The sequence below is a fragment of the Deltaproteobacteria bacterium genome (assembly GCA_019309545.1).
Classification (GTDB): Bacteria; Desulfobacterota; Desulfobaccia; order Desulfobaccales; family Desulfobaccaceae; genus Desulfobacca_B.
In genome coordinates this window covers 1-25,322 of the sequence record JAFDGA010000027.1, presented here as the reverse complement: position 1 = coordinate 25,322, position 25,322 = coordinate 1, and the positions used below count along the sequence as shown (strand labels likewise).

The 25,322-nt window shown below is 52.3% G+C and carries 42 protein-coding genes; all 42 read left to right on the top strand.

All coding sequences use genetic code 11. The features are described from left to right. A partial coding sequence (locus JRG72_09315) for a hypothetical protein (GenBank protein MBW2135407.1) occupies positions 1-113 on the top strand: 113 nt, incomplete at its 5' end. Between the two features lie 11 nt (positions 114-124). Further along, positions 125-433, top strand: a complete 309-nt coding sequence (rpsJ, locus tag JRG72_09310) for a 30S ribosomal protein S10 (protein MBW2135406.1) — start codon at positions 125-127, stop codon at positions 431-433. A gap of 61 nt (positions 434-494) precedes the next feature. Continuing rightward, positions 495-1,118 (top strand): 50S ribosomal protein L3, encoded by a 624-nt coding sequence (rplC, locus tag JRG72_09305; protein MBW2135405.1) that lies wholly within the window; start codon positions 495-497, stop codon positions 1,116-1,118. A 22-nt stretch (positions 1,119-1,140) separates the two neighbouring features. After that, positions 1,141-1,764: a 50S ribosomal protein L4 gene (gene rplD / locus JRG72_09300; GenBank protein ID MBW2135404.1), complete on the top strand. Its 624-nt coding sequence runs from the start codon at positions 1,141-1,143 to the stop codon at positions 1,762-1,764. Further along, a complete protein-coding gene (rplW, locus tag JRG72_09295; protein ID MBW2135403.1) occupies positions 1,761-2,051 on the top strand; it encodes a 50S ribosomal protein L23 in 291 nt (96 codons plus the stop codon). The genes rplD and rplW overlap by 4 nt, the downstream gene beginning before the upstream one ends. A 98-nt stretch (positions 2,052-2,149) precedes the next feature. Next, positions 2,150-2,971: a 50S ribosomal protein L2 gene (rplB, locus tag JRG72_09290; GenBank protein MBW2135402.1), complete on the top strand. Its 822-nt coding sequence runs from the start codon at positions 2,150-2,152 to the stop codon at positions 2,969-2,971. A 78-nt stretch (positions 2,972-3,049) separates the two neighbouring features. Beyond that, complete coding sequence (gene rpsS, locus JRG72_09285; protein MBW2135401.1) at positions 3,050-3,337, top strand: 30S ribosomal protein S19; 288 nt, start codon at positions 3,050-3,052, stop codon at positions 3,335-3,337. Between the two features lie 9 nt (positions 3,338-3,346). Beyond that, positions 3,347-3,682, top strand: coding sequence for a 50S ribosomal protein L22 (gene rplV / locus JRG72_09280; protein ID MBW2135400.1), 336 nt, complete (start codon positions 3,347-3,349; stop codon positions 3,680-3,682). A 48-nt stretch (positions 3,683-3,730) separates the two neighbouring features. Beyond that, on the top strand, positions 3,731-4,381 hold the full coding sequence (gene rpsC, locus JRG72_09275) for a 30S ribosomal protein S3 (protein MBW2135399.1): 651 nt from the start codon (positions 3,731-3,733) through the stop codon (positions 4,379-4,381). 33 nt (positions 4,382-4,414) lie between these two features. Next, entirely contained in the window at positions 4,415-4,828 is a 414-nt protein-coding gene (gene rplP, locus JRG72_09270; GenBank protein MBW2135398.1) for a 50S ribosomal protein L16, read from the top strand. Beyond that, the gene (gene rpmC, locus JRG72_09265; protein ID MBW2135397.1) at positions 4,825-5,022 is read left to right on the top strand and encodes a 50S ribosomal protein L29; all 198 of its coding nucleotides are present in this window, start codon (positions 4,825-4,827) and stop codon (positions 5,020-5,022) included. The genes rplP and rpmC overlap by 4 nt, the downstream gene beginning before the upstream one ends. Before the next feature lie 292 nt (positions 5,023-5,314). Continuing rightward, entirely contained in the window at positions 5,315-5,575 is a 261-nt protein-coding gene (gene rpsQ, locus JRG72_09260) for a 30S ribosomal protein S17 (GenBank protein MBW2135396.1), read from the top strand. Between the two features lie 62 nt (positions 5,576-5,637). Then, positions 5,638-6,006 (top strand): 50S ribosomal protein L14, encoded by a 369-nt coding sequence (gene rplN / locus JRG72_09255; GenBank protein ID MBW2135395.1) that lies wholly within the window; start codon positions 5,638-5,640, stop codon positions 6,004-6,006. 43 nt (positions 6,007-6,049) lie between these two features. Beyond that, a complete protein-coding gene (locus JRG72_09250; protein MBW2135394.1) occupies positions 6,050-6,364 on the top strand; it encodes a 50S ribosomal protein L24 in 315 nt (104 codons plus the stop codon). 6 nt (positions 6,365-6,370) lie between these two features. After that, on the top strand, positions 6,371-6,910 hold the full coding sequence (gene rplE / locus JRG72_09245) for a 50S ribosomal protein L5 (GenBank protein MBW2135393.1): 540 nt from the start codon (positions 6,371-6,373) through the stop codon (positions 6,908-6,910). Between the two features lie 13 nt (positions 6,911-6,923). After that, entirely contained in the window at positions 6,924-7,109 is a 186-nt protein-coding gene (locus tag JRG72_09240; GenBank protein ID MBW2135392.1) for a type Z 30S ribosomal protein S14, read from the top strand. 82 nt (positions 7,110-7,191) lie between these two features. Continuing rightward, positions 7,192-7,590, top strand: a complete 399-nt coding sequence (gene rpsH / locus JRG72_09235) for a 30S ribosomal protein S8 (GenBank protein MBW2135391.1) — start codon at positions 7,192-7,194, stop codon at positions 7,588-7,590. Between the two features lie 29 nt (positions 7,591-7,619). After that, positions 7,620-8,156: a 50S ribosomal protein L6 gene (rplF, locus tag JRG72_09230; GenBank protein ID MBW2135390.1), complete on the top strand. Its 537-nt coding sequence runs from the start codon at positions 7,620-7,622 to the stop codon at positions 8,154-8,156. Between the two features lie 19 nt (positions 8,157-8,175). After that, positions 8,176-8,544 carry a 50S ribosomal protein L18 gene (locus tag JRG72_09225; protein MBW2135389.1) on the top strand — a complete coding sequence of 123 codons (369 nt, stop codon included), beginning with the start codon at positions 8,176-8,178 and terminating at the stop codon, positions 8,542-8,544. A gap of 31 nt (positions 8,545-8,575) precedes the next feature. Beyond that, a complete protein-coding gene (rpsE, locus tag JRG72_09220; GenBank protein MBW2135388.1) occupies positions 8,576-9,100 on the top strand; it encodes a 30S ribosomal protein S5 in 525 nt (174 codons plus the stop codon). 24 nt (positions 9,101-9,124) lie between these two features. Beyond that, positions 9,125-9,313 (top strand): 50S ribosomal protein L30, encoded by a 189-nt coding sequence (rpmD, locus tag JRG72_09215; GenBank protein ID MBW2135387.1) that lies wholly within the window; start codon positions 9,125-9,127, stop codon positions 9,311-9,313. Between the two features lie 40 nt (positions 9,314-9,353). Beyond that, entirely contained in the window at positions 9,354-9,794 is a 441-nt protein-coding gene (rplO, locus tag JRG72_09210) for a 50S ribosomal protein L15 (GenBank protein ID MBW2135386.1), read from the top strand. Next, a complete protein-coding gene (gene secY / locus JRG72_09205; GenBank protein MBW2135385.1) occupies positions 9,795-11,156 on the top strand; it encodes a preprotein translocase subunit SecY in 1,362 nt (453 codons plus the stop codon). Between the two features lie 47 nt (positions 11,157-11,203). Beyond that, the gene (locus tag JRG72_09200; GenBank protein ID MBW2135384.1) at positions 11,204-11,845 is read left to right on the top strand and encodes an adenylate kinase; all 642 of its coding nucleotides are present in this window, start codon (positions 11,204-11,206) and stop codon (positions 11,843-11,845) included. Between the two features lie 55 nt (positions 11,846-11,900). After that, on the top strand, positions 11,901-12,647 hold the full coding sequence (gene map, locus JRG72_09195; protein ID MBW2135383.1) for a type I methionyl aminopeptidase: 747 nt from the start codon (positions 11,901-11,903) through the stop codon (positions 12,645-12,647). Between the two features lie 118 nt (positions 12,648-12,765). Continuing rightward, positions 12,766-12,984, top strand: a complete 219-nt coding sequence (gene infA / locus JRG72_09190; protein ID MBW2135382.1) for a translation initiation factor IF-1 — start codon at positions 12,766-12,768, stop codon at positions 12,982-12,984. 40 nt (positions 12,985-13,024) lie between these two features. Beyond that, the gene (gene rpmJ, locus JRG72_09185; protein MBW2135381.1) at positions 13,025-13,138 is read left to right on the top strand and encodes a 50S ribosomal protein L36; all 114 of its coding nucleotides are present in this window, start codon (positions 13,025-13,027) and stop codon (positions 13,136-13,138) included. Between the two features lie 15 nt (positions 13,139-13,153). Further along, positions 13,154-13,528 (top strand): 30S ribosomal protein S13, encoded by a 375-nt coding sequence (gene rpsM, locus JRG72_09180; GenBank protein ID MBW2135380.1) that lies wholly within the window; start codon positions 13,154-13,156, stop codon positions 13,526-13,528. A gap of 9 nt (positions 13,529-13,537) precedes the next feature. Then, positions 13,538-13,933 (top strand): 30S ribosomal protein S11, encoded by a 396-nt coding sequence (gene rpsK, locus JRG72_09175; GenBank protein MBW2135379.1) that lies wholly within the window; start codon positions 13,538-13,540, stop codon positions 13,931-13,933. A gap of 19 nt (positions 13,934-13,952) precedes the next feature. Next, complete coding sequence (gene rpsD, locus JRG72_09170) at positions 13,953-14,579, top strand: 30S ribosomal protein S4 (GenBank protein MBW2135378.1); 627 nt, start codon at positions 13,953-13,955, stop codon at positions 14,577-14,579. 29 nt (positions 14,580-14,608) lie between these two features. Beyond that, a complete protein-coding gene (locus JRG72_09165) occupies positions 14,609-15,619 on the top strand; it encodes a DNA-directed RNA polymerase subunit alpha (protein ID MBW2135377.1) in 1,011 nt (336 codons plus the stop codon). Then, positions 15,616-16,020: a 50S ribosomal protein L17 gene (rplQ, locus tag JRG72_09160; protein MBW2135376.1), complete on the top strand. Its 405-nt coding sequence runs from the start codon at positions 15,616-15,618 to the stop codon at positions 16,018-16,020. Before JRG72_09165 ends, rplQ begins: the two co-directional genes overlap by 4 nt. Positions 16,021-16,105: 85 nt before the next feature. Beyond that, a complete protein-coding gene (locus tag JRG72_09155) occupies positions 16,106-16,534 on the top strand; it encodes an acyl-CoA thioesterase (protein ID MBW2135375.1) in 429 nt (142 codons plus the stop codon). 208 nt (positions 16,535-16,742) lie between these two features. Then, positions 16,743-17,285: a helix-turn-helix transcriptional regulator gene (locus tag JRG72_09150; protein ID MBW2135374.1), complete on the top strand. Its 543-nt coding sequence runs from the start codon at positions 16,743-16,745 to the stop codon at positions 17,283-17,285. Positions 17,286-17,418: 133 nt separating this feature from the next. Then, complete coding sequence (locus JRG72_09145) at positions 17,419-17,820, top strand: S-adenosylmethionine decarboxylase (protein ID MBW2135373.1); 402 nt, start codon at positions 17,419-17,421, stop codon at positions 17,818-17,820. A 1-nt stretch (position 17,821) separates the two neighbouring features. Further along, positions 17,822-18,697, top strand: coding sequence for an HlyC/CorC family transporter (locus JRG72_09140; GenBank protein MBW2135372.1), 876 nt, complete (start codon positions 17,822-17,824; stop codon positions 18,695-18,697). Between the two features lie 216 nt (positions 18,698-18,913). Beyond that, positions 18,914-20,500 carry an apolipoprotein N-acyltransferase gene (gene lnt / locus JRG72_09135; protein ID MBW2135371.1) on the top strand — a complete coding sequence of 529 codons (1,587 nt, stop codon included), beginning with the start codon at positions 18,914-18,916 and terminating at the stop codon, positions 20,498-20,500. Further along, positions 20,487-21,383, top strand: coding sequence for a GTPase Era (era, locus tag JRG72_09130; GenBank protein ID MBW2135370.1), 897 nt, complete (start codon positions 20,487-20,489; stop codon positions 21,381-21,383). The genes lnt and era overlap by 14 nt, the downstream gene beginning before the upstream one ends. A 192-nt stretch (positions 21,384-21,575) precedes the next feature. Beyond that, positions 21,576-22,007: a hypothetical protein gene (locus tag JRG72_09125; GenBank protein ID MBW2135369.1), complete on the top strand. Its 432-nt coding sequence runs from the start codon at positions 21,576-21,578 to the stop codon at positions 22,005-22,007. A gap of 14 nt (positions 22,008-22,021) precedes the next feature. Next, complete coding sequence (locus JRG72_09120; GenBank protein ID MBW2135368.1) at positions 22,022-23,122, top strand: HAMP domain-containing histidine kinase; 1,101 nt, start codon at positions 22,022-22,024, stop codon at positions 23,120-23,122. Positions 23,123-23,202: 80 nt separating this feature from the next. Beyond that, on the top strand, positions 23,203-23,394 hold the full coding sequence (locus JRG72_09115) for a hypothetical protein (protein MBW2135367.1): 192 nt from the start codon (positions 23,203-23,205) through the stop codon (positions 23,392-23,394). 306 nt (positions 23,395-23,700) lie between these two features. Further along, positions 23,701-24,687: a ketoacyl-ACP synthase III gene (locus JRG72_09110; protein MBW2135366.1), complete on the top strand. Its 987-nt coding sequence runs from the start codon at positions 23,701-23,703 to the stop codon at positions 24,685-24,687. Positions 24,688-25,322: the final 635 nt, after the last annotated feature.

The window sequence follows — 25,322 nt, the reverse complement described above, 5'->3', positions numbered from 1 at the left end:
CCCTGGAGGTCAGCCTGATCACCCCCATTGCCCTGGAGAAGGAGCTGCGCTTTGCCATCCGGGAAGGGGGCCGCACCGTGGGCGCCGGCGTGGTCAGCCAGATTATTGAATAACAGGTAACCCCATGATAACTCATAAGATTCGCATTCGCCTGAAATCTTACGATCATAAATTACTTGATCAATCAGTCGGAGAGATTGTTGATGCGGCCCGCCGGACCGGGGCGCAGGTGGCCGGACCGATCCCGTTGCCCACGGAGATCAACAAATTCTGCGTTTTGCGCTCGCCCCATGTTGATAAGAAATCGCGGGAACAATTCGAGATCCGGACCCATAAGCGGATGTTGGATATCCTGGAGCCGACGCAGCAGACCGTGGATGCCTTGATGAAACTGGATCTGGCCGCTGGGGTGGATGTGGAGATCAGGTTATGAGGCGACTTCAGAAAAGACCTGGGGTATTTCAAACCTTGGCGTCCGAGGATCGAGAATGAGTATTTTAGGCGGTATATTGGGGAAAAAACTGGGCATGACCCAGCTGTTTAATGCGGCGGGAACAGCCTTGCCGGTAACTGTTATTGAGGCCGGACCCTGTTTTGTGGTTCAGAAAAAGACCTCCAAGCGGGAGGGCTATGAGGCGCTGCAATTGGGGTTTGAACGGCGTCGCCTGGAAAAACAGACCAAACCTTTACAGGGGCACTTTGCAAAACACGGTATTAAAAGCGCTTTCCGATTCTTGCGGGAATTTCGCCTGGACTCCACCGAAGACATCGAAGTCGGTCAGGAACTGGACGTCAGCCAGTTTGCCATTGGTGACAAGGTAACCATCACCGGCATCAGTAAAGGCAAGGGCTTCGCCGGGGTCATCAAGCGCTGGGGATTCAAGCGGGGACCTGAGACCCATGGCTCCATGTCGCACCGGGCCCCAGGCTCAATCGGCGCCAGTGCCTACCCCTCCCGGGTCATCAAGGGCAAAAAATTGCCCGGCCACCTGGGCAATGCCCGGGTAACGGTCAAAAACCTGGAAGTGGTCGATGTCCGTCCGGAAAGTAATCTGTTGATTGTCAGAGGAGCGGTGCCGGGAGCCCGTAATGGCCTGTTGGTGATCAAAAAAGTTTAGCCGGAAGCTGGAGTAAATAAACATGGCGGTTGTCGATGTCTATGATATAAATCGCAGCAAGGTGGGCGAAGTCAGCCTGGCGGAGACCATCTTTGAGGTGCCCATAAAGAGTCATCTCCTCCACGAGGTGGTCACCATGCAACGGGCTTGCCGCCGGGCCGGGACGGCCTCTACAAAAGGACGCTCCGATGTTCGGGGCGGCGGGCGCAAACCTTGGCGGCAAAAAGGCACGGGTAGAGCCCGAGCGGGGACCATTCGGTCGCCCCTCTGGCGTGGGGGGGGAGTGGTTTTCGGACCCCAACCGCGCAGCTATGCCTTTAAAGTCTCCAAAAAGGTACGCCGGGCCGCGTTGAAGATGGCCCTTTCCAGTAAACTTAAGGAGGGTCAACTGCTGGTGCTGGAGGATTATCCTTACGACACCCCCAAGACCAGAGACTTTGTCAAGGTCATGCAAAATTTGCAGATTAACAAGGCCTTGTTTGTTACCTCGGACGATCATCCAGCCCTTGCCCTGTCGGCCCGCAATGTGCCTTACGTACAGGTGATGCGGAGCGAAGGGTTGAATGTATATGATATTTTGTGTCATGATTATCTAGTTTTATTGAAACCGGCTATAACCAGGATAGAAAAGAGTTTGACAACGTGAAGGCTTATCATCATCTCATCAAAGGGCCAGTGATCAGCGAGAAGACGCATCTCCAGAAAGAAGCTGACAATAAGGTTACCTTCAGAGTGGATCCCAAGGCCAACAAGGTCGAGATCCGCAAAGCCATCGAGGAGATCTTCAAGGTTCGGGTATTATCGGTTAATACTATGCAAGTCAAAGGCAAGCCCAAAAGGTTGGGCCGTAATGTCGGTAAACGGCCGGACTGGAAAAAGGCGGTGGTGACCCTGGCCGAAGGCGAAAAGATCCAATTTTTTGAGGGATTATAAGATAATAACCAGTTTTTGGTTTTGGTTCTAATTATTACTGAACGTTTATCGCAATCATCAGGCCGTCGGATGGTAGGCGGCGGCAAGGGTTTAAGATTATGGCATTGATTCAAAGAAAACCAACCTCGCCGGGGCGGCGTTTTCAGACCTGTGCTGATTTTAAGGAGCTTACCGCCTCCCGCCCGGAAAAGAGTCTGTTGAAGCCGCTTAAGAAGACCGGCGGACGTAATAATCTGGGTCGGATTACCGTGCGCCACCGGGGCGGGGGGCACAAGCGGCAATACCGGGTGATAGACTTCAAGAGGGATAAGCTTGAGGTCCCGGCCAAGGTGGCCAGCATTGAATATGACCCCAACCGCTCCGCCCACATTGCCTTGTTGCACTATGTGGACGGCGAGAAACGCTACATTTTGGCGCCGGTTGATCTAAAGGTGGGTGATACTGTGGTATCTAGTTCGGAGGCCGATATCAAGCCGGGCAACTCCTTGCCGCTGGAGAGGATGCCGCTGGGCACCCTGATCCATAACATCGAGTTAAAGATCGGCAAAGGCGGACAGATGGCCCGAGCCGCTGGGGTCTATGCCCAACTGATGGCCAAAGAAGGCAAGTACGCCCATTTGAAGCTGCCCTCTGGGGAAGTGCGGCTGGTATTGTTAGGCTGCCGGGCCACGGTGGGGCAACTGGGCAATGTCGAATCTGAAAATGTCTCGATCGGCAAAGCCGGCCGGAAGCGCTGGTTGGGACGCCGGCCTCGGGTCCGGGGGGTGGCCATGAATCCGGTAGATCATCCCTTGGGCGGCGGAGAAGGAAAATCCTCCGGCGGTCGACATCCCTGTACCCCCTGGGGCAAACCTACCAAAGGCTATAAAACCCGCAAGGCAAAGGATAGTGATCGTTACATTATTAAACGGCGGAGTTAAGGTTTAGAGGAAAATCAGGGCGCCCTGCCCGACCAGATACGATGGAATTGGATAAGGATAGGCAATTACGGAGGGAACGTGCCGCGGTCACTTAAGAAAGGCCCTTATATCCAGCCCTGTCTGCTGGAAAAGGTAATGAAAGCCAATGAAACCAAGGACCGGAGGCCTATAAAGACCTGGTCCCGACGGTCGACCATTACTCCGGATTTTGTAGGCTTAACCCTGGCAGTGCATAACGGCAAAAAATTTATTCCGGTCTTTGTTACCGAAAATATGGTAGGTCATAAACTGGGAGAATTTGCTCCCACCCGTACTTTTTATGGCCACGCCGGGAGCAAGAAGACCAGGATCAAAGGCAAAGGTTAAAAGCCAGTCATGGAAGTACGTGCACAATCGCGATTTGTTCGGATCTCTCCTCAGAAGGCCCGGTTGGTGACCCGCGCCGTCAAGGGCAAGGGAGTCGAGGAAGCCCTGGCCGTCTTGCAATTTACTCCCCAAAAAGCCGCCCGGCTGGTCCGCAAAGTAGTGGAATCGGCCGTGGCCAATGCCGGTCAACATAGCCAGATTGATGTTGATACCCTGTATATTAAAAAAATCTGGGTAGATGGCGGTCCCACCCTGAGGCGCTTTCGGCCCCGGGCCATGGGTCGAGCCACGCGGATTTTGAAAAGATCCAGCCATATTACCGTAGTGCTGGACGAAAGATTATAAGGACTGGGAAGTTAAATATCTGTGGCGAACAGGTTATAGGAGGCAGATTTGGGCCAGAAAGTTCATCCGGTAGGATTCCGTCTGGGTAACTATCGGCAATGGAACTCCCGGTGGTTCGCGAAAAACGAGTATCCTGACTTATTGTTGGAAGATCGACAGATCCGTGATTTCATCAAGCAGGAGAAGGAGCTGGAGGGAGCAGGGATTGCTGCGGTAGATATTGAGCGGGCGGCCAATAAAGTCAAAATCAAGATCTATACCTCCCGGCCAGGGATCGTAATCGGCCAAAAGGGCCGGAAAATCGAAGACTTGCGGCGAAAACTGGAAAAGCGCATTGGTCGAGACTTGATCATCGATATTCAGGAGGTTCGTAAGCCTGAAACCAATGCCCAGCTAGTGGCGGAGAACATTGCCTTGCAATTGCAACGGCGGGTGGCTTTTCGCCGGGCCATGAAAAAGGCGGTTGGTCAGGCCATGAAATTCGGGGTCCAGGGGATCAAGGTCCGGGTGGCCGGCCGTCTGGGGGGCGCGGAAATGGCCCGTAAAGAGTGGTATCGGTTAGGGCGGGTGCCGCTGCATACCCTGCGGGCGGATATCGATTATGGCTTTGCCGAGGCCAAGACCACCTACGGGGTGATTGGGGTTAAGACCTGGATTTTCAAAGGTGAAATATTAGCGGAGGAACAGCTCATCGTTTAAGGTGGGCTTAACCGGAACGATCAGGATAAGATTATGTTAAGTCCAAGACGAGTACGTTATCGGAAGCAGCAAAAGGGGCGGATGAGAGGCAAGGCCAGCCGGGGTGCCACTTTGGCCTTCGGCGATTATGGCTTGCAGGCCCTGGGTTGTGGCCGATTGACGGCGCAACAGATCGAGGCGGCCCGAATTGCTATTACCCGCCACGTCAAGCGGGGTGGCAAGATCTGGATCCGCATCTTCCCAGATAAGCCGGTAACCAAAAAACCGGCCGAAACCCGGATGGGCAAAGGCAAAGGCAGTCCGGAAGGTTGGGTAGCAGTAATCCGTCCGGGACGGGTGCTTTATGAAATGCGGGGGGTACCCCGGGAAGTGGCCCGAGAGGCTCTGCATCTGGCCAGCTATAAATTGCCGGTGCCGACCAGATTTATTGCCCAGGAGGAAGCATGAGGGCGGCTGACTTGCGTGAACTGACCGAGGACGAACTCCAGATCAAACTCAAGGAACTCGGCGAAGAACTGTTCAATCTGAAGTTTCAACTGGGCAGTCAACAGTTAGAAAATACGGCGCGGCTCAGGGCTACCCGGAAGGATCTGGCCCGGGTCAAGACGGTTCTGCGCGAGAAACTGGGGCATTCAGTCTAAATTGCTAGGCATTGTCAAAAAATGGCTTAATTCTGGGTCAGGCAAGGACGGGACGAAGCAACGGGTTGCCCCGTCCCCGAGATATTCTTGGATATGCCCAGATTATGAAATTAACTCAATGAACATTTTTATAATTGCCATGATTGGGGCCCGGATCTGTGGCCAGCACCCATAAGCATGCTGTTCTGCCGGGGCTGGATTTAACGGCCCCAAAGGGGGGAATATCCCGCCCCTACAAAAAACATGGCAATTTATTTATGACCAATAACACTTAGGGTAATCGAGAAAAACCATGATTCAAGAGCGGGGAATTCGCAAGAGCCGAACCGGAATAGTGGTCAGTGATAAGATGGATAAAACCGTAGTGGTCCAGGTGACCCGCCTGGTGCGTCATCCGGTTTATGGCAAGATCGTCAGACGATGGAATAAATTTAAAGCCCATGATGCGAACAATGCCTGTCGGGTAGGGGATAAGGTGGTGATCGTTGAGACCCGTCCTTTGAGTCGGGATAAGCGCTGGCGGGTTAAGGAAATTCTGGAAAAGGCAGTCTGATTACTAATTTTTGCTAATACGCAAGCAATAAGCTGTAAATAATGTTCCGTTAAAGGTTAACCATGATACAGGTACACAGTCAACTTGACGTAGCCGATAACTCCGGTGCCAAGAGGTTGTTTTGCATCCGGGTGTTGGGGGGGACCGGCCGGCGTTATGCCCGGGTAGGGGATATCATTGTAGTATCGGTTAAAGAAGCTCTCCCCAATTCCAAGGTGCGCAAGGGCGATATTAAACGGGCTGTAGTGGTTAGGACCATTAAAGAAACAAGGCGCCCGGATGGCTCTTATATCAAATTTTCGGATAACTCGGCGGTGTTGATCAACCCCCAGGGAGAGCCCATCGGCACCCGTATCTTTGGGCCGGTAGCCCGTGAACTCCGAGCCAAACGCTTCATGAAAATTATCTCCCTGGCTCCCGAGGTCCTTTAGGATAACCATTATGAAGAAGCAGAAAAAGCCTACCACTAACAAGATCCGCCTAAAAAAGAATGATATTGTCGAGGTGATGGCCGGGCGGGATCGCGGCAAGACCGGCAAGGTTTTGAGGATCATGGGGGAAAAGAACAGGCTGATTGTCGAAAAGGTCAACATGATCAAACGCCATACTCGCCCCAGTCCTACAACCGGCCAGGGCGGTATTATTGAAAAGGAAGGGCCGATCCACATCTCCAACGTGCAATTGGTCTGTCCCAAATGTTCACAGCCGACTAGGCTGGGACATGCCCTGACCAGTCAGGGCGAAAAGGTCCGGGTCTGCAAAAAGTGCGGTGAATTGCTGGAAGGATAAATCTCCATGTCGCGGTTGTTTGACTATTACAAGCAGGAATGCATTCCCCTGATCATGCAAGAATTTCACTATAAAAGTCCCATGCAGGTTCCCCGTCTGGAAAAGATCGTCATCAATATGGGACTGGGGGAAGCGATTCAAAATATCAAGGTATTGGACTCGGCCAGCCAGGAACTGGCAGTCATCACCGGCCAGAAGCCCATAGTCACCCGGGCCCGGAAATCGATTGCGGCTTTTAAGCTCCGGGAGGGCATGCCGATCGGCTGTATGGTGACTTTACGCCGGGATAAGATGTATGATTTCTTTGATAAACTGGTCAACGTGGCCTTGCCCCGGGTGCGGGACTTCCGAGGCGTATCAGGGAAGGCCTTTGATGGCCGGGGGAATTATTCCCTGGGCATCCGGGAGCAGATCATTTTTCCGGAAATCAATTACGATAAAATTGACAAGATCAAGGGACTGAACATTACCATCGTAACCACGGCCCAGACGGATGAAGAAGGCAGAGTTCTTCTGAAGCTGTTGGGTATGCCTTTCAGGAGTTGAAAAGGAGATCTTGGTGGCCAAGAAATCGCTGATTGCTAAGGCTAAACGGGAACCGAAGTTTAGCACCCGAAGATATAATCGTTGCCCCATCTGTGGACGTCCCCGGGCTTTTATCCGACGGTTTGGTATTTGTCGGCTCTGTTTCCGAAAGATGGCCCTCCAGGGGGAGATTCCCGGAGTGATTAAATCGAGTTGGTAAACCCGGTCCAGCGGCATAATTTGGTAGCAAACAACCACGGTTCGAGCCGAAGCCAGCAGCCAGTAAACAGGAGTAACAATAGATGAGCCTTACCGATCCCCTGGCGGATATGCTAACTCGCATCCGGAATGCGGGGGCGGCCAGATTTGATAAAGTGGATATCCCTGCTTCGCAGATGAAGATCAGTGTGGCCCGGATTCTGGAAGAAGAAGGTTATATTAGAAAATACAAGGTGATCAAAGACAGACGGCAGGGTATCCTGCGGATTTATCTACGGTATGATGAGCAGGGGAAGCCCCTGATCCAGGGTCTGAAACGGGTCAGCAAACTCAGTCGCCGGGTTTATGCCTCCAAAGACGACATTCCTTTAGTGCTCGGGGGGCTGGGAGTAGCGATCGTTTCTACTTCCCAAGGGATTATGACCGATCGCCAGGCGCGTCAGCAAGGCGTCGGCGGCGAAGTCCTGTGCTCGGTGTGGTGAGTCAGGTTGCAAAATAAGAGAGGCAAACAATGTCACGCATAGGAAAGCAGCCGATTCCCTTGCCCAAGGGGGTTAAGGCGACTTTCGAGGATGGTGTTCTAACGGTTACCGGCCCAGGCGGGACTTTACAGCGGTCCATTCATCCGCGCGTCCGGTTGCAACTGAGCCCCCAAGAGATTCGAATTTTTCCCTGTGATAATAGCAGGGTTAGTCGACCCTTTTGGGGATTGACCGGTTCCTTGGTCGCCAATATGGTAACCGGGGTCAGTCAAGGGTTTACCCGGAAGTTGGAGATTGAGGGCAAAGGTTATAAAGTCGAGGTCAAGGATAATCGATTGGTGTTCAGTCTGGGCTATTCCCAGCCGGTGGAATTTCCGTTGGTGGCGGGGATTAAGGCTGAGGTGGAAAAAGGCAATCGAATAACCCTGCATGGAGCTGATAAAGAGACCGTAGGCCAGGTAGCGGCTAATATTCGTAGGTTGCGGCCTGTTGAGCCTTATAAAGGTAAAGGCATTAAATATGCTGGAGAAATCTTGCACCGCAAAGTGGGTAAGGCTGGCCGTTAAACTGATTTAGGTTAAGAGCATGGCACAGAGAAATCAAAAACAAGAAGCGCGTCGGAAACGTAAAAAACGGGTCCGCAAAAAGATCTTCGGGGTGGAGAGTCGCCCCCGCCTGACGGTCTTTAAGACCGCACGACATATATATGCCCAGATCATTGATGATTTGCGCGGCCATACTCTGGTTGCGGCTTCGACCCTGGATAAGGAGCTGCGGGATAAAGCAGGCGGTCTGAAAGGGATCGAAAAGGCCCGAGAGGTAGGGGTGCGGCTGGCCCTAAAAGCCAAACAGGTCGGAATCCACAAAGTTGCCTTTGATCGCAACGGATTTCTTTACCATGGCCGGATCAAAGGCCTGGCGGATAGCTGTCGGGAACAAGGTCTGGAATTTTAACGGAGGATTATCAAATGGGGATTAACCTGGGATGCGAACCAGTGCGGAGGTAGGATTGTTTGAGAGCGAAGCAACGGAACCACAATTTACTGATAAGGTAGTTCATATCAGTAGGGTGGCCAAGGTGGTGAAGGGTGGTCGGCGATTTAGCTTTAACGCCCTGGTAGTGGTGGGTGATGGCCAGGGCCAGGTGGGGGCCGGATTAGGCAAGGCTAACGAGGTCCCTGAGGCGATTCGCAAAGCCTTGGAACGGGCTAAAAAGAGCCTGATCAAAATACCCATTCTAAACAACACCATCCCCTATACAGTGGTGGGACAATTTGGTTCCGGTAAGGTGTTGCTCAAACCTGCGTCCCAGGGAACTGGGGTAATTGCCGGTGGCGCGGTCCGCGCCGTGGTGGAGGTGGCCGGCATCCATAACGTCTTGACCAAGTGCCTGGGCTCCCACAACCCCCATAATGCTGTCAAGGCAACCATGGACGCCTTGAAGCAGTTAGCCAGCCCCGAAGAAATCGCGGCCCGGAGGAATCGCTCCCTAGGCGAAATCCGGGCCTGACGAGTTTAGAAAGAGAAGCAAGTGATGGAACCAATCTTAACAATCACTCTGAAACGGAGCCCGATCGGCAGACCCAAGCGGCATCGGCAGACTCTGAAAACCCTGGGGTTGACCCGATTACACCAGACGGTGCACCATAATGACCATCCCGCCATACGGGGAATGGTACGTCAGGTCTGCCACCTGGTCGATGTTCAAGAACTAAAACCATAACGGCTGTCGTTTAAAGTCAGTGGAGGAAGGGTAAGCAAGTATGCGGTTGGATGAACTAAAACCCTGTCCCGGAGCCAGAAAGAAGCCCAAGCGGGTAGGGCGGGGACCAGGTTCTGGAACTGGCAAGACCGCCGGCCGGGGCTCCAAGGGGCAAAGATCCCGCTCCGGTCAGAAACCCAAACCCGGATTCGAGGGAGGGCAGATGCCACTGACCCGGCGGCTTCCCAAACGGGGGTTTACCAATATCTTCAAAAAATCCTGGGCGATCATCAACTTGCGGGATTTGGGTCGCTTTCCAGCCAACTCGGTGGTTGATGCCAAAAGCCTCAGCGCTGCCGGCCTGATTAAAAAACGTCGTCAAGAGATCAAACTGCTGGGACAAGGCGAAGTGACGGTACCCTTAACCATCCGGGTCAATGCCGTCAGTGCCCAGGCCCGGACCCAGATCGAGGCTCAGGGTGGTCGGGTTGAGGTAATCTAAGTGCTGGCGGGATTTCAAAATATTGCCAAAATTCCCGAGCTCAAACGGCGCATTATATTTACGCTGCTGATGCTGGCGGTTTACCGGGTAGGCTGTCATATTCCTACGCCGGGGATCGATGCCGACGCCTTGATGGCCTTTTTTGCCCGCCATCGGGGCACTATCTTTGGCCTCTTTGACATGTTCTCCGGCGGGGCGCTGGAACGGCTGAGCGTCTTTGCCCTGGGGATCATGCCTTACATCAGTGCCGCCATCATCATTGAATTGCTTAAAGTGGTCTTTCCGGCCATCGAGAAATTATATAAAGAGGGTGAGGAGGGGCACAAAAAGATCAAGCAGTATACCCGTTACGGCACGGTGCTTTTGTGTATCATCCAGGGTCTAGGCATCAGTATCGGCCTGGAAGGCATGGGCATGGAGAGCGGCGGCCGCCCAGTGGTCCTCAACCCCGGCTGGAGCTTCCGGCTGATGACCGTGTTGACCCTGACCGCGGGTACCACCTTTATCATGTGGCTGGGCGAGCAGATTACTGAACGGGGCATCGGCAATGGCATCTCCTTAATTATTTTTGCCGGCATTGTGGCCCGCATGCCCTCGGCGATCCTGGGGACCTTCACTCTGATGAAGACCGGCGAAATTGCCCCGATGATCATGGTGTTATTATTAGCGGTGATGATTACCGTGGTCGGGGTCATCGTCTTCATGGAACGGGGGCAACGACGAATTCAGGTACAATATGCCCGGCGGGTGGTGGGGCGCCGGGTCTATGGCGGCCAAAGCACTCACCTGCCCTTGAAGGTGAACACCGCGGGAGTCATCCCACCCATTTTTGCTTCTTCTATTTTGATGTTTCCCGCCACCATTACCAGTTTTATCGGCACCGATAGCCAGTCGGGGTCTGGTTGGTCAGGTTGGCTGTGGTCTTGGGTGACCTGGGTGACCGCCTCAATGTCTCCTGGCCATCTGGCCCACGAGTTGGTCTATGTAGCATTAATCATCTTTTTCTGTTATTTTTATACTGCGGTGACCTATAATCCGGTGGATGTGGCTGACAATATGAAGAAGTACGGAGGCTATATCCCGGGTTTGCGGCCCGGCAAGCGTACCGCCGAATTTATCGACCGGGTGTTAACCCGGATAACTCTGTGGGGGGCGCTGTATGTGGCGGCGGTCTGTGTGTTGCCGACCATCTTGGTGCAAAAATTCAACGTCCCCTTCTACTTTGGCGGGACCGCGCTGCTGATCGTGGTCGGGGTTGCCATGGACACGGTAGCCCAGATCGAGTCTCATATAGTTATGCGTCATTATGAGGGTTTTGAAGGCATCATCGGGAGGAAACGGATGGGCCGGATACGGCGATAACATCACGTTGTTAAATCAGAGCTGATAGCGTGCAAAAGGAGGCGGTTATGAACTTGATCTTGTTGGGAGGTCCAGGAGCAGGCAAGGGGACCCAAGCCAAAATGATGATTGAAAAATACCAGATTCCCCAGATTTCCACCGGAGATATTCTGCGGGCGGCGGTCAAGGAAGGGACGGAATTGGGCAAACAGGCCAAAGCCTGTATGGATGCCGGTAAGTTGGTACCCGACGAAGTGGTGATCGGCATTATCGAGGATCGCCTAAAACAGCCGGACTGCCAGAAGGGGTTTATTCTGGACGGTTTCCCCCGCACCGTGACTCAGGCCGAGGCCCTTGACCAAACCCTTAAAAAGATGGGGTCTAAAATCGATCATGTTCTGAGCATTGAGGTAGATGAAGAAGAACTGGTGAAGCGTCTCACTGGCCGACGCACTTGTAAGAAGTGTGGCCAGATGTATCATGTCCTGTTCAACCCCCCCCAAAAAGAGGGCGTTTGCGATAAATGCGGGGGCGAACTTTACCAGCGGGATGATGACAACGAGGCCACCGTCCGTTCCCGCTTGGCCACTTATAACCAGCAAACCAAACCCTTGATTGACTATTATCAAAAGCTGGGACTAGTCCGGCAGATTAAAGGTGAAGGCAGCATTTCCGATATCTTCCAAAAGATTGTCGACACCTTGAAATAATGATGGGAAATTACCGGCGGGGAACGCTGCGGCCTCCTCGCCGGGGTAAAGAATTATGATCAATTTAAAGTCCAAGCAGGAAATCTCCAAAATGGAGGTGGCTAATCGCATTGTCGCCGAAGTCTTGCAGGAGGTTAAAGAGCTTATCCGGCCAGGAGTGGAGACCTTAGAACTGAATGCCCGGGCTGAGGAGATCTGCCGCCGGCGGAAGGTAAAGCCAGCCTTCAAGGGGTATCGCGGCTACCCCAAGTCTCTGTGTGTGTCGATCAATGATGAAATAGTCCATGGCATCCCTTCTCATCGATGTCTGCAGGTGGGGGATCTGGTTAGCATGGATTTTGGCGTCTGCTATGAAGGCTATTATGGGGATTCGGCGATCACCGTGCCAGTGGGAAAAATCAGTCCCGAGGCCGAAAAGCTGCTTAAAGTTACCGAAGAAGCTTTGTATGCCGGGATCGCTCAGGCCAAAGTGGGTAATCGCCTGACCGACATTTCCCATGCCGTGCAGACCGTGGTCGAAAGCAACGGCTTTTCGGTGATCCGCGATTTTGTCGGTCATGGCATCGGACGCAATCTCCATGAAGACCCGCAAATTCCCAACTATGGTCCTCCGGGACAAGGGCCCAAGCTGCAGGCCGGAATGACCATGGCTATTGAGCCGATGGTCAGCGCCGGCGGCTGGGGAATAAGACTCCTGGAGGACGGCTGGACCGCAGTGACTAGAGATGGCAGCCTATCCGCCCACTTTGAACACACCATCGCCGTGACCGAGGATGGTGCCTTGATTTTAAGTCGGATTTAAGAGATATTAAATATACGTAAGAATAAGCAACATGGGCAAATTCCTGAAGGGGGCAGATGACTTGCACTGATTGAACTTTTCCCTGGCAGGCCCAAAGTAAAATGGAGAGTAAATTTACATGGCCAAAGAAGAAGCCATTGAGGTGGAAGGCACCGTTATCGAACCCTTACCCAACGCCATGTTTCGGGTAGAACTTAGTAATGGTCATCGCGTCTTGGCCCATATTTCAGGCAAGATGCGCATGCATTACATTAAAATTCTGCCCGGGGATAAAGTAACCGTGCAACTTTCCCCTTATGATTTAACCCGGGGCCGCATTACCTACCGGGCCAAATAAACGCTAATGTTAACCACTTCGAATCTGATGGGAATAGACAATGAAAGTCAGGGCATCGGTAAAGCGGATCTGCAAAAAATGTAAAATTATCAAACGTAACGGCGTGGTGCGGGTAATATGTACCAACCCCAAACATAAACAGCGCCAGGGATAGGGAGGGGACAACAGTTTGGCCAGAATAGCAGGAGTCGATTTGCCCCGGAACAAGCGCCTGGAAATTGCGCTGACCAGTATTTACGGTATCGGTCGTACCACGGCCCAGCGGATTTTGCAGGAATCGGGAGTAGATGGCAGCATCAAATCCGATGATTTAAGTGATGCTGACCTCACCCGTATCCGGGCGGTCATTGATAATACCTGTAAAGTAGAAGGGGATCTGCGGCGAGAGATCTCGACCAACATCAAACGGTTAATGGATATCGGGTGCTACCGCGGTTTGCGCCATCGCAAGTCCTTGCCGGTGCGCGGCCAGCGGAGCCATACCAATGCACGCACCCGTAAAGGCCCCCGACGTTCGGTTGTGGGTAAACGGAAGAAATCGTAAGGAGGCAGGATGGCCAAAGCAGGACGCGGGGGCGTAAAAAAGAAGAAGGAAAAGAAGAATATTCCGGTGGGTATTGCCCATATCCAGTCTACCTTCAATAATACCATCGTTACCATAACCGACCCAGCCGGTAACGTGGTCTCCTGGTCTTCCTCAGGGGTGCAAGGCTTTAAAGGTTCCCGCAAGGGCACTCCCTTTGCAGCCCAGTTAGCCGCGGCCGATGCCGCCAAGAAGGCCATGGAACACGGGATGCGTAATATTGACGTCTATGTCAAAGGCCCGGGGTCGGGCCGGGAGGCGGCCCTGCGAGCCTTGCAGGTGGCAGGGTTTAATATCAACCTGATCCGGGATGTCACACCCATCCCCCATAATGGCTGTCGGCCGCCCAAGCGCCGCCGGGTCTGAGATTGTCGAGGAGGTGATTTTGGCCAGGAACCTTGATCCCAGCTGCCGCATCTGCCGGCGGGAGAGAACGAAATTATTTCTCAAGGGTGATCGCTGTTATACGGATAAATGCGCCTTTGAGCGGCGTGGGTACCCACCCGGACAACATGGCCGAGCGCGGGCCAAATTCTCGGATTATGGCATCCAGTTGCGGGAAAAACAGAAAGTTAAGCGCATGTATGGACTGATGGAAAAGCAGTTCCGTAATTACTTTGAAAAAGCCGAACGGCAAAGAGGCATTACTGGCACCAACCTCTTGATGCTGTTAGAGAGTCGCTTGGATAATATTGTTTATCGGATGGGATTTGCCAACTCCCGGACCCAGGCCCGTCAATTGGTGCGGCACAACCATTTCCTGGTTAACGGGAAAAAGGTAAACATCCCATCTTATCTGGTCAAAGTCGGTGATACGGTGCAGTTGAAGGAAAAAAGCCGTCAGATCCGACACATCCAGGAGGCCATGGAGGCGGTCGCCCGACGTGGCATCCCGGAATGGCTGGAAGTCGACCAGGAAAAATTCCAAGGCTCCATGCGGATGCTGCCCACCCGAGAAGATCTAACCATGCCTATTCAGGAGCAACTGATCGTTGAATTGTATTCTAAATAATAACTGGGTTTTTGTGCCGAGGAGAGGTAATGCACAAGAACTGGAGTGAGTTGATCAGGCCCAAGAAATTGGAGATCGATCCCGAGACCCATACCCGGTTTTATGGGAAATTTAGTTGTGAACCTTTGGAACGGGGATTTGGGACCACCCTGGGAAATTCATTGCGCCGAATTCTCCTTTCTTCCCTCCGGGGTGCTGCCATCACTTCGGTGAAGATCAAAGATGTTTACCATGAATTTTCTACACTTCCCGGGGTGCTCGAGGATATCTCGGAAATTATTCTCAACCTCAAGAATGTCCGCCTCAAGATGCACGCCGATAGCGTCAAAACTCTCAGGCTGGAGGCCCGGGGTGAAAAAGAAGTCACAGCCGGAGACTTCCAGACCGATGGGACCGTTGAAATTCTCAATCCTAACCTACATATTGCCACCCTTTCCCGGGATGGTGAGCTGATCATGGAAGTGAATGTCAAAACTGGCAAAGGCTATGTCCCGGCCGAAGGCAATAAGGAGGAGGGGCAGGCGATAGGGAACATCCCCATTGATGCCATCTTCTCCCCGATCCGCAAAGTAAATCACGTGGTCACCCAGGCCCGGGTCGGACAACAGACCGATTACGATAAATTGACTCTCGAGGTCTGGACGGATGGCAGTGTCTCGCCTGAGGATGCGGTAGCCTATGCCGCCAAGATTCTAAAAGACCAGCTGACCATTTTTATTAATTTTGAAGAGACCCAGGAACAGTTTGAAGAGCGACCCACTGAAGAGAGCGACAGCCTCAATGAAAATCTATTCCGCAGCGTTAATGAATTGGAATTATCGGTGCGTTCGGCCAACTGTCTGAAGAATGCCAATATTCGTCTGATCGGGGAACTGGTCCAGAAATCCGAAGCCGAGATGCTCAAAACCAAGAATTTTGGCCGCAAATCTCTCAATGAAATCAAAGAAATTCTGGCGGATATGGGTTTAAGTCTAGGTATGAAGCTGGATAACTTTCCTCCTCAGGAATCCCTGTCCGTAGGAAAGGAAGGATTGTCATGAGGCATAATAAAGCCGGGTGCCGCTTATCTCGAACCATGGAACACCGTCAGGCCATGATGCGTAATCTGGTCACTTCTCTGCTGGAACACGAACGTCTGGAAACTACCCGGACCAAGGCCAAGTTATTGCGCCAATTGTCGGATAAGATGATTACCCTGGCCAAAAGGGGTGATCTTCATGCCCGGAGGCAAACCCTGGCGGTGATACGTTCTAAAAAGGTGGTGGCCAAGTTGTTTGGAGAGTTACGGGACCGTTACCTGGACCGTCCTGGGGGCTACACCAGGATCATACCCAAGGGAATCCGGTTGGGGGATGCGGCGCCGATCGCCATCGTCGAATTGGTCGGGCGTCCGGAGGCCTTGACTAAATCTAAAAAGTCCAAACAGGCCGCTGGCGAATAAAGATCAAGCTTTGAGACTGGGCGAGGAGTGCCAAAGCACTCCTCTTTTTTTTGGTTTTTTCCCTAAGGTCTGAGTGGAAATTCTGATGTCCCTGCGCAGTCACCGGTTTGTCTATCGAGTGCCCCTGTATGAGACTGACATGGGGCAGGCAGTATACCATGGCAATTATTACCATTTTTTTGAGCTGGGGCGGGAAGCCTGTCTGCGGGATTTAGGATTTCCCTACCCCCGGCTGGTGGCCGCCAAGCTACATCTGGCCATCGTCGAGGCCCATTGCCGGTATCGACAGTCATTGTCTTATAATGAAGAAATTGAGATCATCACCACCATTCCCCAGATAAAAAGCCGTAGCCTCAAGTTCCACCAACAACTGCTTAAATCTGCTACCGGCCAACTGGCTACCGACCTTGACCTGACCATGGTGTGTATTAATTCTGACGGTAAACCAGTGGCTTTGCCGATAGAGTTCCGGACCCTGGTGGAGGCCTGGCACCAGCAGTCAGAACGGCCCTGAGCAAACCCCCGACTGGCGAGGCTGAAGTCTAGCATAAAGCATAGTAATTACCAGCGCATGGGCGTGATCGAAACCAGGTCCGGGGCAGGGAAGTTTATAAATTTATCTACCCTAATATAAAAACCCTTGACTTCAGCTTCTGAAAAGATTATATGATAAATTTTTATACTAAACAAAATGTTTATTAATAGTAAACCTGGAATGATCTGTGAAGATCGGCGAAAAACTTAAGCGGTTGCGCCAGGCCAATTCCTTGACCCAGGAAGAGTTGGCTAATCGGGCCTATCTGACCAAGGGTTTTATCTCGCAATTGGAGCGCGATCTGACCTCGCCCTCGATTGCCACTCTCAAGGATATCCTGGATGTCCTGGGAGTGTCGTTAGCGGATTTTTTCCGGGATCTGGTCGAAGAACGGGTGGTTTATTCCCAGAGTGCCCGGATTATCACCTCAAAATCGACGTCGGCTTGCAAGATCGAGGTCCTAGTTCCGGACGCCCAGAAGCGCATGATGGATCCGGTGCTGGTCACTATGGGCGTCGGCGGTCAGATCGAACCGCAAGGTCCCCATGAGGGGGAGGAATTCGGGCTGGTCCTGAAAGGGACGATCAGCCTCAGGTTGGATAATTTGGCATACAAGATCAGGGCTCACGAGTGTTTTTATTTTCGCTCCGATCGGGAGCACTCCGTGGCTAATCTGGGCAAACGAGAGGCCCAGATTTTATGGATCGTAACCCCCCCGATTTTTGAATAAGGAGGTTTATGCTACTCCGCGACGTAAAGCAGTAGGGTTACCCCTCCGGGTGGTGACCGCAAAGCAAAAAAAGGCAGGATGAGGGAGGAAAAGAACATTGAAAAAACCGGTACTTGGCTTTGGGCAGCACCTGATGGTAGATGGCTATGGATGCAGCCAGGAGCGGCTGGTCGATCTGGACGGGATTTATGAATTCTTGAATAAATGCCCGGATTTGATCAAGATGACCAAGATCATGCCGCCCTATGTGTTCAAATATTCAGGCAAGTATGCCCAGGACTGGGGCCTCTCGGGGTTTGTGCTAATTGCCGAAAGCCACATTAGCGTCCATACCTTCCCTGAAAAGGCTTACTTGAGTCTGGATGTTTTTTCTTGTAAAAACTTTGATTATCGGTTAGCCCTGGAATATGCTACCGAACATTTTCAGATTGCCAGTTATGAGATCAAGTTCCTGGATCGAGGCTTAGAATTTCCGCGGGAAATCCAGGCAGTGACTCATTATTTAAGGGATGAACGCAAACAGATGAGGGTTTAATATGGACGACGCGGACAGTCCCAGGCCGGGATTACTCAAGCGTTTATGGCAATACTGGACCCAGAGGAGGAGTATTGACCAACCCGAAGATATAGAAAAAGAAATTCAAACCATTATTGGCGAAGGCGAGGAACGGGGCTTCATCAGTCGCCAGGAAGGGCAGATGATCGAGAGTATCTTTAAATTTAAAGATACCTTGGTCAAAGAGATCATGGTGCCCCGGGTAGATATGACCTGCGTGGCGCACGATGCTCCCATAAAGGAGATCATCGGCATAATATTAGCGCGGGGTCACTCCCGTCTGCCGGTATATCAGGGTGATATCGACCATATCGTCGGCATCTTGTTGGCCAAAGACTTGTTGGTTTTCTGGGATGTCACTGATGCTGAGCTGGATCTTTCCAGGGTGCTGCGAGCGCCTTTTTTTATCCCGGAAAGTAAAAAGATCAGCGATCTGCTGCGGGACTTTGTGGAGAAAAAGGCCCAGATCGCCATTGTCATTGATGAATATGGCGGCACCTCGGGGCTGATCACTATTGAAGATATCCTGGAAGAGATCGTCGGCGAAATCTACGATGAATATGACTTCGAAGAACCCCGGTTGGTAGCCCAAGAAGATCAATCCGTGATCGTCGATGCCCGGCTGGATATCGAAGAGTTGGCCGCTTATTTTGATATTCCCTGTCCGGAAGGGGAATTTGAGTCAGTGGGTGGGCTTCTGATTCACCATTTAGGCCGGGTCCCCAAAGTTAATGACCAGGTTAAGGTCAATAACCTGGAATTTCAGGTGGTCGCAGCAGATGACCGCCGGGTCAAAAAAATTCGTGTCCAACCCTTAACTCCTGCCGTCTCAGAAAATCTATCAATACAAAGCTAGCTCAGTTCCTTTGGCTTTTATCCATTTAAAATCTTTGCTAAAATCTCCTCTTCTCCAAAAATCTGCATAGCTTTTCCCCATTAAGATCGGTTATATTAGAAAGTCAATATTCAAACTGCTTCATGGCATAAAAGATGTATCCATCTCCTGGTTAGATAGATTCTGGTGCCGGCCTATGACGGTAACCCGATATAAAAATATTCCTGAGGCTCTGCTATGATCTCTCGTCTTCCTGGTGGTCTGACCCTTAGCCAGGTGCTGGCGGTGCTGCTGTCGGGATTATTATTAACCGCGGCTTTCCCCAAATTCAGCCAGACTTACCTGTTGCTGATCGCGCTGGTGCCGCTTTTCTGGGCTCTTAGGGGTTTGAGCGGTCGGAATGCCTTCCTGTTAGGCTTTATTAATGGGTTGACTAATAACTTGACTCTGTTTTATTGGATCGTTTATGTCACTCATGTGTATGGCCATCTCCCTTTGATACTGGGCTTTGCCATTCTGCTGCTACTGGCCGCCTATTTAAGTTTATACCGCGGCTTCTGGGCCTGGGGGGTCAGTTGGGGGCAGCGGCGGGGTCTGAATCTGCTCTGGTGGGCGCCGGCCCTATGGGTCGCCCTGGAGTTTGTACAGGCCTGTCTCTTCACCGGCTTTCCCTGGGAATTACTGGGGTATGCCCTTTATGATTGTCGGCTCCTGGTCCAACTTGCTGATCTTACCGGGGTCTATGGCCTGTCCTTTGTGATCGTCTTGGTTAATCAGGCGATTTTCTGTCTGCTACTGACCTTTGGGGAAGCCGAAAGACGGCAACGTCTCCAGGCCCTGATTCTGACCCTGATCATCACCGGCGGCACCATTGCCTATGGCCACTTCCGGGTGCAGAATATCCAGCGCCGGGCTGCCCAAAGTCCACAATTACCGGTAGCGGTGGTGCAAGGCAATATTGAACAGGGCCAGAAGTGGAACCCCGAGTTTCAGCAGGCCACGATCGATATTTATGCCGAGCTGACCCGGCAGATCAGCCGCGCCCAGCCGCATCTGGTGATCTGGCCGGAAACCGCCGCACCTTTTTTCTTCTTGCGGGAGCCGCAGATGTCCCGGCAGGTAGAGAACATTGCCCAACAGGCCCAGAGCTATTTGCTGTTTGGCAGCCCGGCCTTTGAGTTCCAGGAATCGGGGGAGCAAAAATTTTACAATCGGGCTTATCTGCTTTCTCCCCAGGGTAAGGTGACGGGCAGCTATGATAAAGCCCACCTGGTGCCCTACGGCGAATATGTGCCTTTACGGCGGTATTTCTTTTTTGTCGGCAAAATGGTGCCCATGGTGGGAGATTTTGCCTCTGGTCCTCCAGGGGTGGTCTTATCCACCCCAAAGGTGGACGTAGGCACGCTGATCTGTTTTGAGTCCATTTTCCCGGAGTTGAGCCGGGCCATGGCCCAAAATGGCGCTAATTTGCTGGTCAATATTACCAATGACGCCTGGTTTGGCACCACCAGCGCCCCTTATCAACATCTTTCCATGGCCGTGCTGCGGGCCGTGGAAAACCGGCTCAGTCTGGCCCGAGCCGCCAATACCGGGTTCAGCGCCTTTATTCATCCCGATGGGCGGATCATCTGGCGGTCTGAACTCTTTGTTGCGACCGCAGAATCCGCCACCTTACCCTTGGGGCCGGGCAACAGTTTTTACAGTCGCTTCGGCAACATCTTTGCTTACCTGTGCCTGGGGCTGGTGGGGTTGGGCCTGCTAGCCGGAGGCTGGCGGCGGAATTATCAGGATTTTCATTGTCAAGGCAAAAATGTCCGGGGATGATTTTAAATGCGGTTATGTGGCCCTGATCGGGGCTCCCAATGTGGGCAAATCAACGCTGTTGAACCGCTTGGTGGCCGAAAAAGTGGCGATCACCTCGCCCCGGCCCCAAACCACCCGCCACCGGCTGGGAGCCGTAGTGCATCGCCCCGCGGCCCAGTTGTTATTTCTAGACACCCCCGGGATCATCGATGCCCGCGGGGCCTTAAACGAGAGTTTGGTCCGGGCCGCGTTGAATGCCTTGGCCGAAGCCGACGTGGTGGTGTGGCTGGTCACGCCGCAGGATTCAGAAGCCGAAACCCATCTAATCTCCTCCCATCTGGCCAGGTTCGCCAAGCCCTTAGTAATCGCCATCAACAAAATCGATACTATTTCCAAACGCGATATCCTGCCGTTGATCGCGGCCTATCACCAGCTATTCCCTGCCGCCGTGGTGGTGCCCATTGCGGCTTTATATGGAGATGGCCTGCCTGCCTTGCTTGAGGAAATTATAGCCTGGCTACCTAGCGCACCGCCACTTTTTCCGCCGGACCAACTGACCGATCGCAGCGAGCGCTTTCTGGTCGCCGAACTCATCCGGGAACGGGTTTTTCACCACACGGTCCAGGAGATTCCCTATGCGGTGGCGGTTCAGATCGAAGAATTCGATGAGCGTCAACGTCCGCAGTTGGTCCGCATCCGGGCCATAATCTACGTGGAGCGGCAGTCCCAGAAGGGCATTGTCATCGGCAAGCATGGCCGTCTGCTGAAAATCATCGGCCAGGAGGCCCGGGCCGCTATCGAGACTCTGCTGTTATGCCGGGTATTCCTGGAGCTATGGGTGAAGGTTTGGAAAAATTGGCGGAAAGACCCGCGGGCCTTGCGGGAGTTGGGGTATTTAGAGTAAAATGATTTTATTAAGTTTAATCAATCTCCAATAAAAATGTAAGTCGCAGAATGTATGTCGGGGACTGGCGGTTCTACCCCCAATAAATAAGATCAACAATATTTTCAGCGAGGTAAAGCGAATCATTGTAAATGTCAAGTCACTCTAAGCCTTTGGAATAATTAAATGGGCCGATTTGAGAGGAAAAAAGTCGTGTGGCTGGCAGTACTGTTGGTCCTGGGGGCCAAGCCGGCCCTGGCTTTTCAATTGCATGGGCCGCCCGAGGGACTTTATGTCCATCAAGCGGCCCATGTCTGTTTTTTCCTGGCCATGCTTTATCTTACTTACAAGCTCACGCGTAGTCCCCTGCTCTATAGCAGGGGGTTTCGTTACATGGCTTGGGCCGGGCTATTTTTTGCACTGTGGAATCTCGATGCCTTCATCGGTCATCTGTTAGAACTGCGGCTCAATCCACAAGCGTTCATCGGCCAGCCCCAGGATTTCTCTCAAAGGTTGGTGGTGAGTGATCTGACGGCCTTAATCTATTATCTGGTCAGATTAGATAATTTTTGGTTATTACCGGCCTTATTCTTTTTCTACCTGGGGTTAAAAAAAGTTCGTAAAAGCCAGGGGCGAAGCCAGTGATGCTCACACTACCCATGTTACCGGTGTGGATCATTGATTTTTTCGGGGCCGCCGCGGCCATTATATTGGCCTACCTATGCTTGGGAGAGGCCCGCAAGCTAATGCAGGCCGAACGGGACAATCCACTGTGGGCCTTTTTTTTCTGGCTGACGGTGACTTTCCTGGCCTTAGCTCTGTCCCGCTCATTGGGTCATCTCTTCAAATATATCTTAATCTTTTCTGGAGCCGCCGAACTTTGGGAAATTATTCGGCCCGTCAGCGGCGGCATCAATACCCTGGCGTTTATGACGGTGGCGTCGGTAACCATGTTTTTTCACCATATCCAAGGCATCTACCGGAGAATGGAGGCCAATCATGCCGAACTGGAGTCGGTCAGCCGCGAAATTCTCAACCTGAACCGTGATCTCGAAACCCTGGTGATGGAACGCACCATGGCCGAGATGGCTTTAGGGGTAGCAGATGGCATCCGCAACCCGATCTGCGTGATCGGCGGTTTTAGTAACTTACTCTTGCGGCGTCTGACCCCGGAAGATCCATCCCGGGAATGGCTCCGGGCCATTGCTGAAGAGACTAAAAGAATGGAGCAGATGGTAGAGAAATTTGAGGCCTTGGCCAAGGAGCGGGAATATTTTTTCAGCCAGGAAGATCTCAATCTGATTGTCCAGGATGTCCTGACCATACTGGCACCGGAGGCCGAAGCGAAAAATTTAAGCCTGAAAGCAAAGCTCTGGCCGCAACCGCTGATCGGCAAGCTGAGCAAGCATCTTTTGCGGGTAGCGCTGTCGCATCTGCTCCGCAACGCCATCGAAGCCACCCCCCCCGGCGGCCAGATTGAGGTGGTCACCAGTTTAACAGACGATCAGGCCCATCTGGAGATCAGAGACACCGGTAAAGGCATGCCGGCGGAGGTGGTCGAAAAGGTCTTTGTCCCCTTTTATACCACTAAAATCGGCGGTACTGGCTTGGGTCTGGTCTTCGTGCGCCAGATCATTGAAGAGCATCGCGGCGACATCAATATTACCAGTCAGCCTGGCCAAGGGACCACAGTTTCGATCAACCTGCCGCAGCGGTTTACCGAGAGAACTGCTGAGGCTCCTCGCCCTCCCGATCAATAATTATTGACAGGGTTAATACTTTTGTTAAACTAGTGTTGACCACGGCAGGAGCAAGGGGATAAATAGAAAGGAGGTCGCTGATGATATATAGTCTATCTTCCTTAAGCGAGCAAAAGCTCAAATCTATCCAGGACCTTGAACAGAAGTTGGGTAAACCTCTTTTGGCTTTCAGCTCTTTCCCTGGGGAGGCAGCGGAACTTCCATCCAACGAATTAGACCAGCTCCAAAAACTGGAGAAAGACCTGGGGATTATACTGGTAGCATGTAAGTAACTGTCTAACCAAAAATTTCTCAGACCCCGCCGTTGGTCAGGTGCAGGAGTTGGGAAGCAACAAGCAGGCCCTGCTACTGTGAGAAGGAGAGGAAGTAAAGGGCTATCCTTCGAGACAGACCTCCTTCTGCAACCGAAAGGCAGCTTCTTCAGGGACCAAGAAGTTGTCCTTTTTAAACCGTCCAAGGCGTATGGGCAGCTTCCGACAATCCTAGCCAAATCTACAATTCGCTTGCAGTTTGTAGAATCTCTAAGTACATTAACCCCATCCACAGCCTACTGAAGACTCATAGAAGAGGGGAGTCAAATGCCTGATCGATCGATCGGCATCCTGGGAACCGGGATCTATGTCCCTGAACGGGTGTTGACCAATTTTGACCTGGAAAAGATGGTCGACACTTCTGATCAATGGATTAGGGAACGCTCAGGTATTATTGAACGTCGCATAGCTGCCCCCGAGGAAAGCGTTGCCTCTTTGGCCACTCAGGCGTCACGGCATGCCCTGGAAGCAGCCGGGATTGCTGCCGCAGACCTGAGCTATATTATTGTGGGGACCAACTCGCCGGATTATGTGTTCCCTTCTATTGCTATCCGGGTGCAACGCGATCTGGGCTTGGATGGTCGGCTGGGGGCCTTTGATGTTCTGGCGGGGTGCTCCGGCTTTAACTATGCGCTCTATATTGCCGAACGGCTGGTGAAACCCAATGGCGGTTATGCCTTGGTAATCGGTAGCGATGCCAACTCCCGGATGATCAATTGGCAGGATCGATCCACTTGTGTTCTTTTCGGGGATGGCGCCGGAGCGGCGGTAGTCGGTCCAACTGCCCGCAGCCGCCTGGTTGCTTCCTTTATTGCCTCGCGTTTCAATGACAAATTATATTTATCCACCGAATTCAATCATCTGAATAGCCCCTTTCTGCCTCCTACCCCCGCCCCCAAAAACTATATGTATATGGATGGCCCGGAAATCTATAAATTCGCCATCAACGCGGTGCGGGAGAGCCTCCGCCGCCTCCTGGAAGCAGCCAACATGAAGCGGGAGGAGATTGATTTTCTCATTATCCACCAGGGGAACTATCGCATCCTGGAAACCGGAGCCAGATTTGCTCGGGTGCCGATGGATAAGGTCTATGTCAACATCGACCGTTATGGCAACACCTCGGCGGCCTCGGTGCCGATTGCCTTGCACGAGGCCTTACAGGAGGGGAAAATAAAAGCCGGCCACAAAGTAGTGATGATCAGCTTCGGAGCCGGGGTTACCTGGGCCGGCAACGTAGTGGAGTGGAGTGGGTAGCTTCAATAGATGAAAATGTAGATTTGTCCTTGGTGAATATTGAGCTTTATTGGGGCTAAAAAGGGCTCTGAGGAGAGGGGGGCCAGGATTCCCCGGCCCCGCTCCTCAAATCAACCTTTTAAATACGGTAAAACCCAACATTAAAATCACCGTGGACATTTTTGAATACCTGATTCCAGCAAGTAACCGGGAGCTGGCGAACCGGCTGAGGACGCCACCAACCGCCACCGGCCACAAAAGTAAAGGCGTAACCCCCGTGGATTACGCCTTTTTCTATCTAACTGGTGCCGAAGCCGGGACACGCATGTTTTTGGATAACTTATTGAAAATACTAATATCATTTTTTGGAAAATTGCGGTTTATATGACGCCATCCGCAACCTATGCGCAACCATTTGCCGCAATCTGCAAGGTGATTTATTATGGACCTTGGTTCCCAATGACGGTAATTTTAAATTCTCCTTCAGGGGGGTATGGTCAAAGAGGCCTCGGCTTCTTGAAGGCCTAGTTTGGGGTCAGCTTCAAGCGACCCCTGATGCGACTATCTGCCTGTAGAAAGGTCCCTATACACTGATACCATCTTTGCTTGACATTAGACAACAAAATAAATAAAGTAACCATAAAAAGAACGAGGCG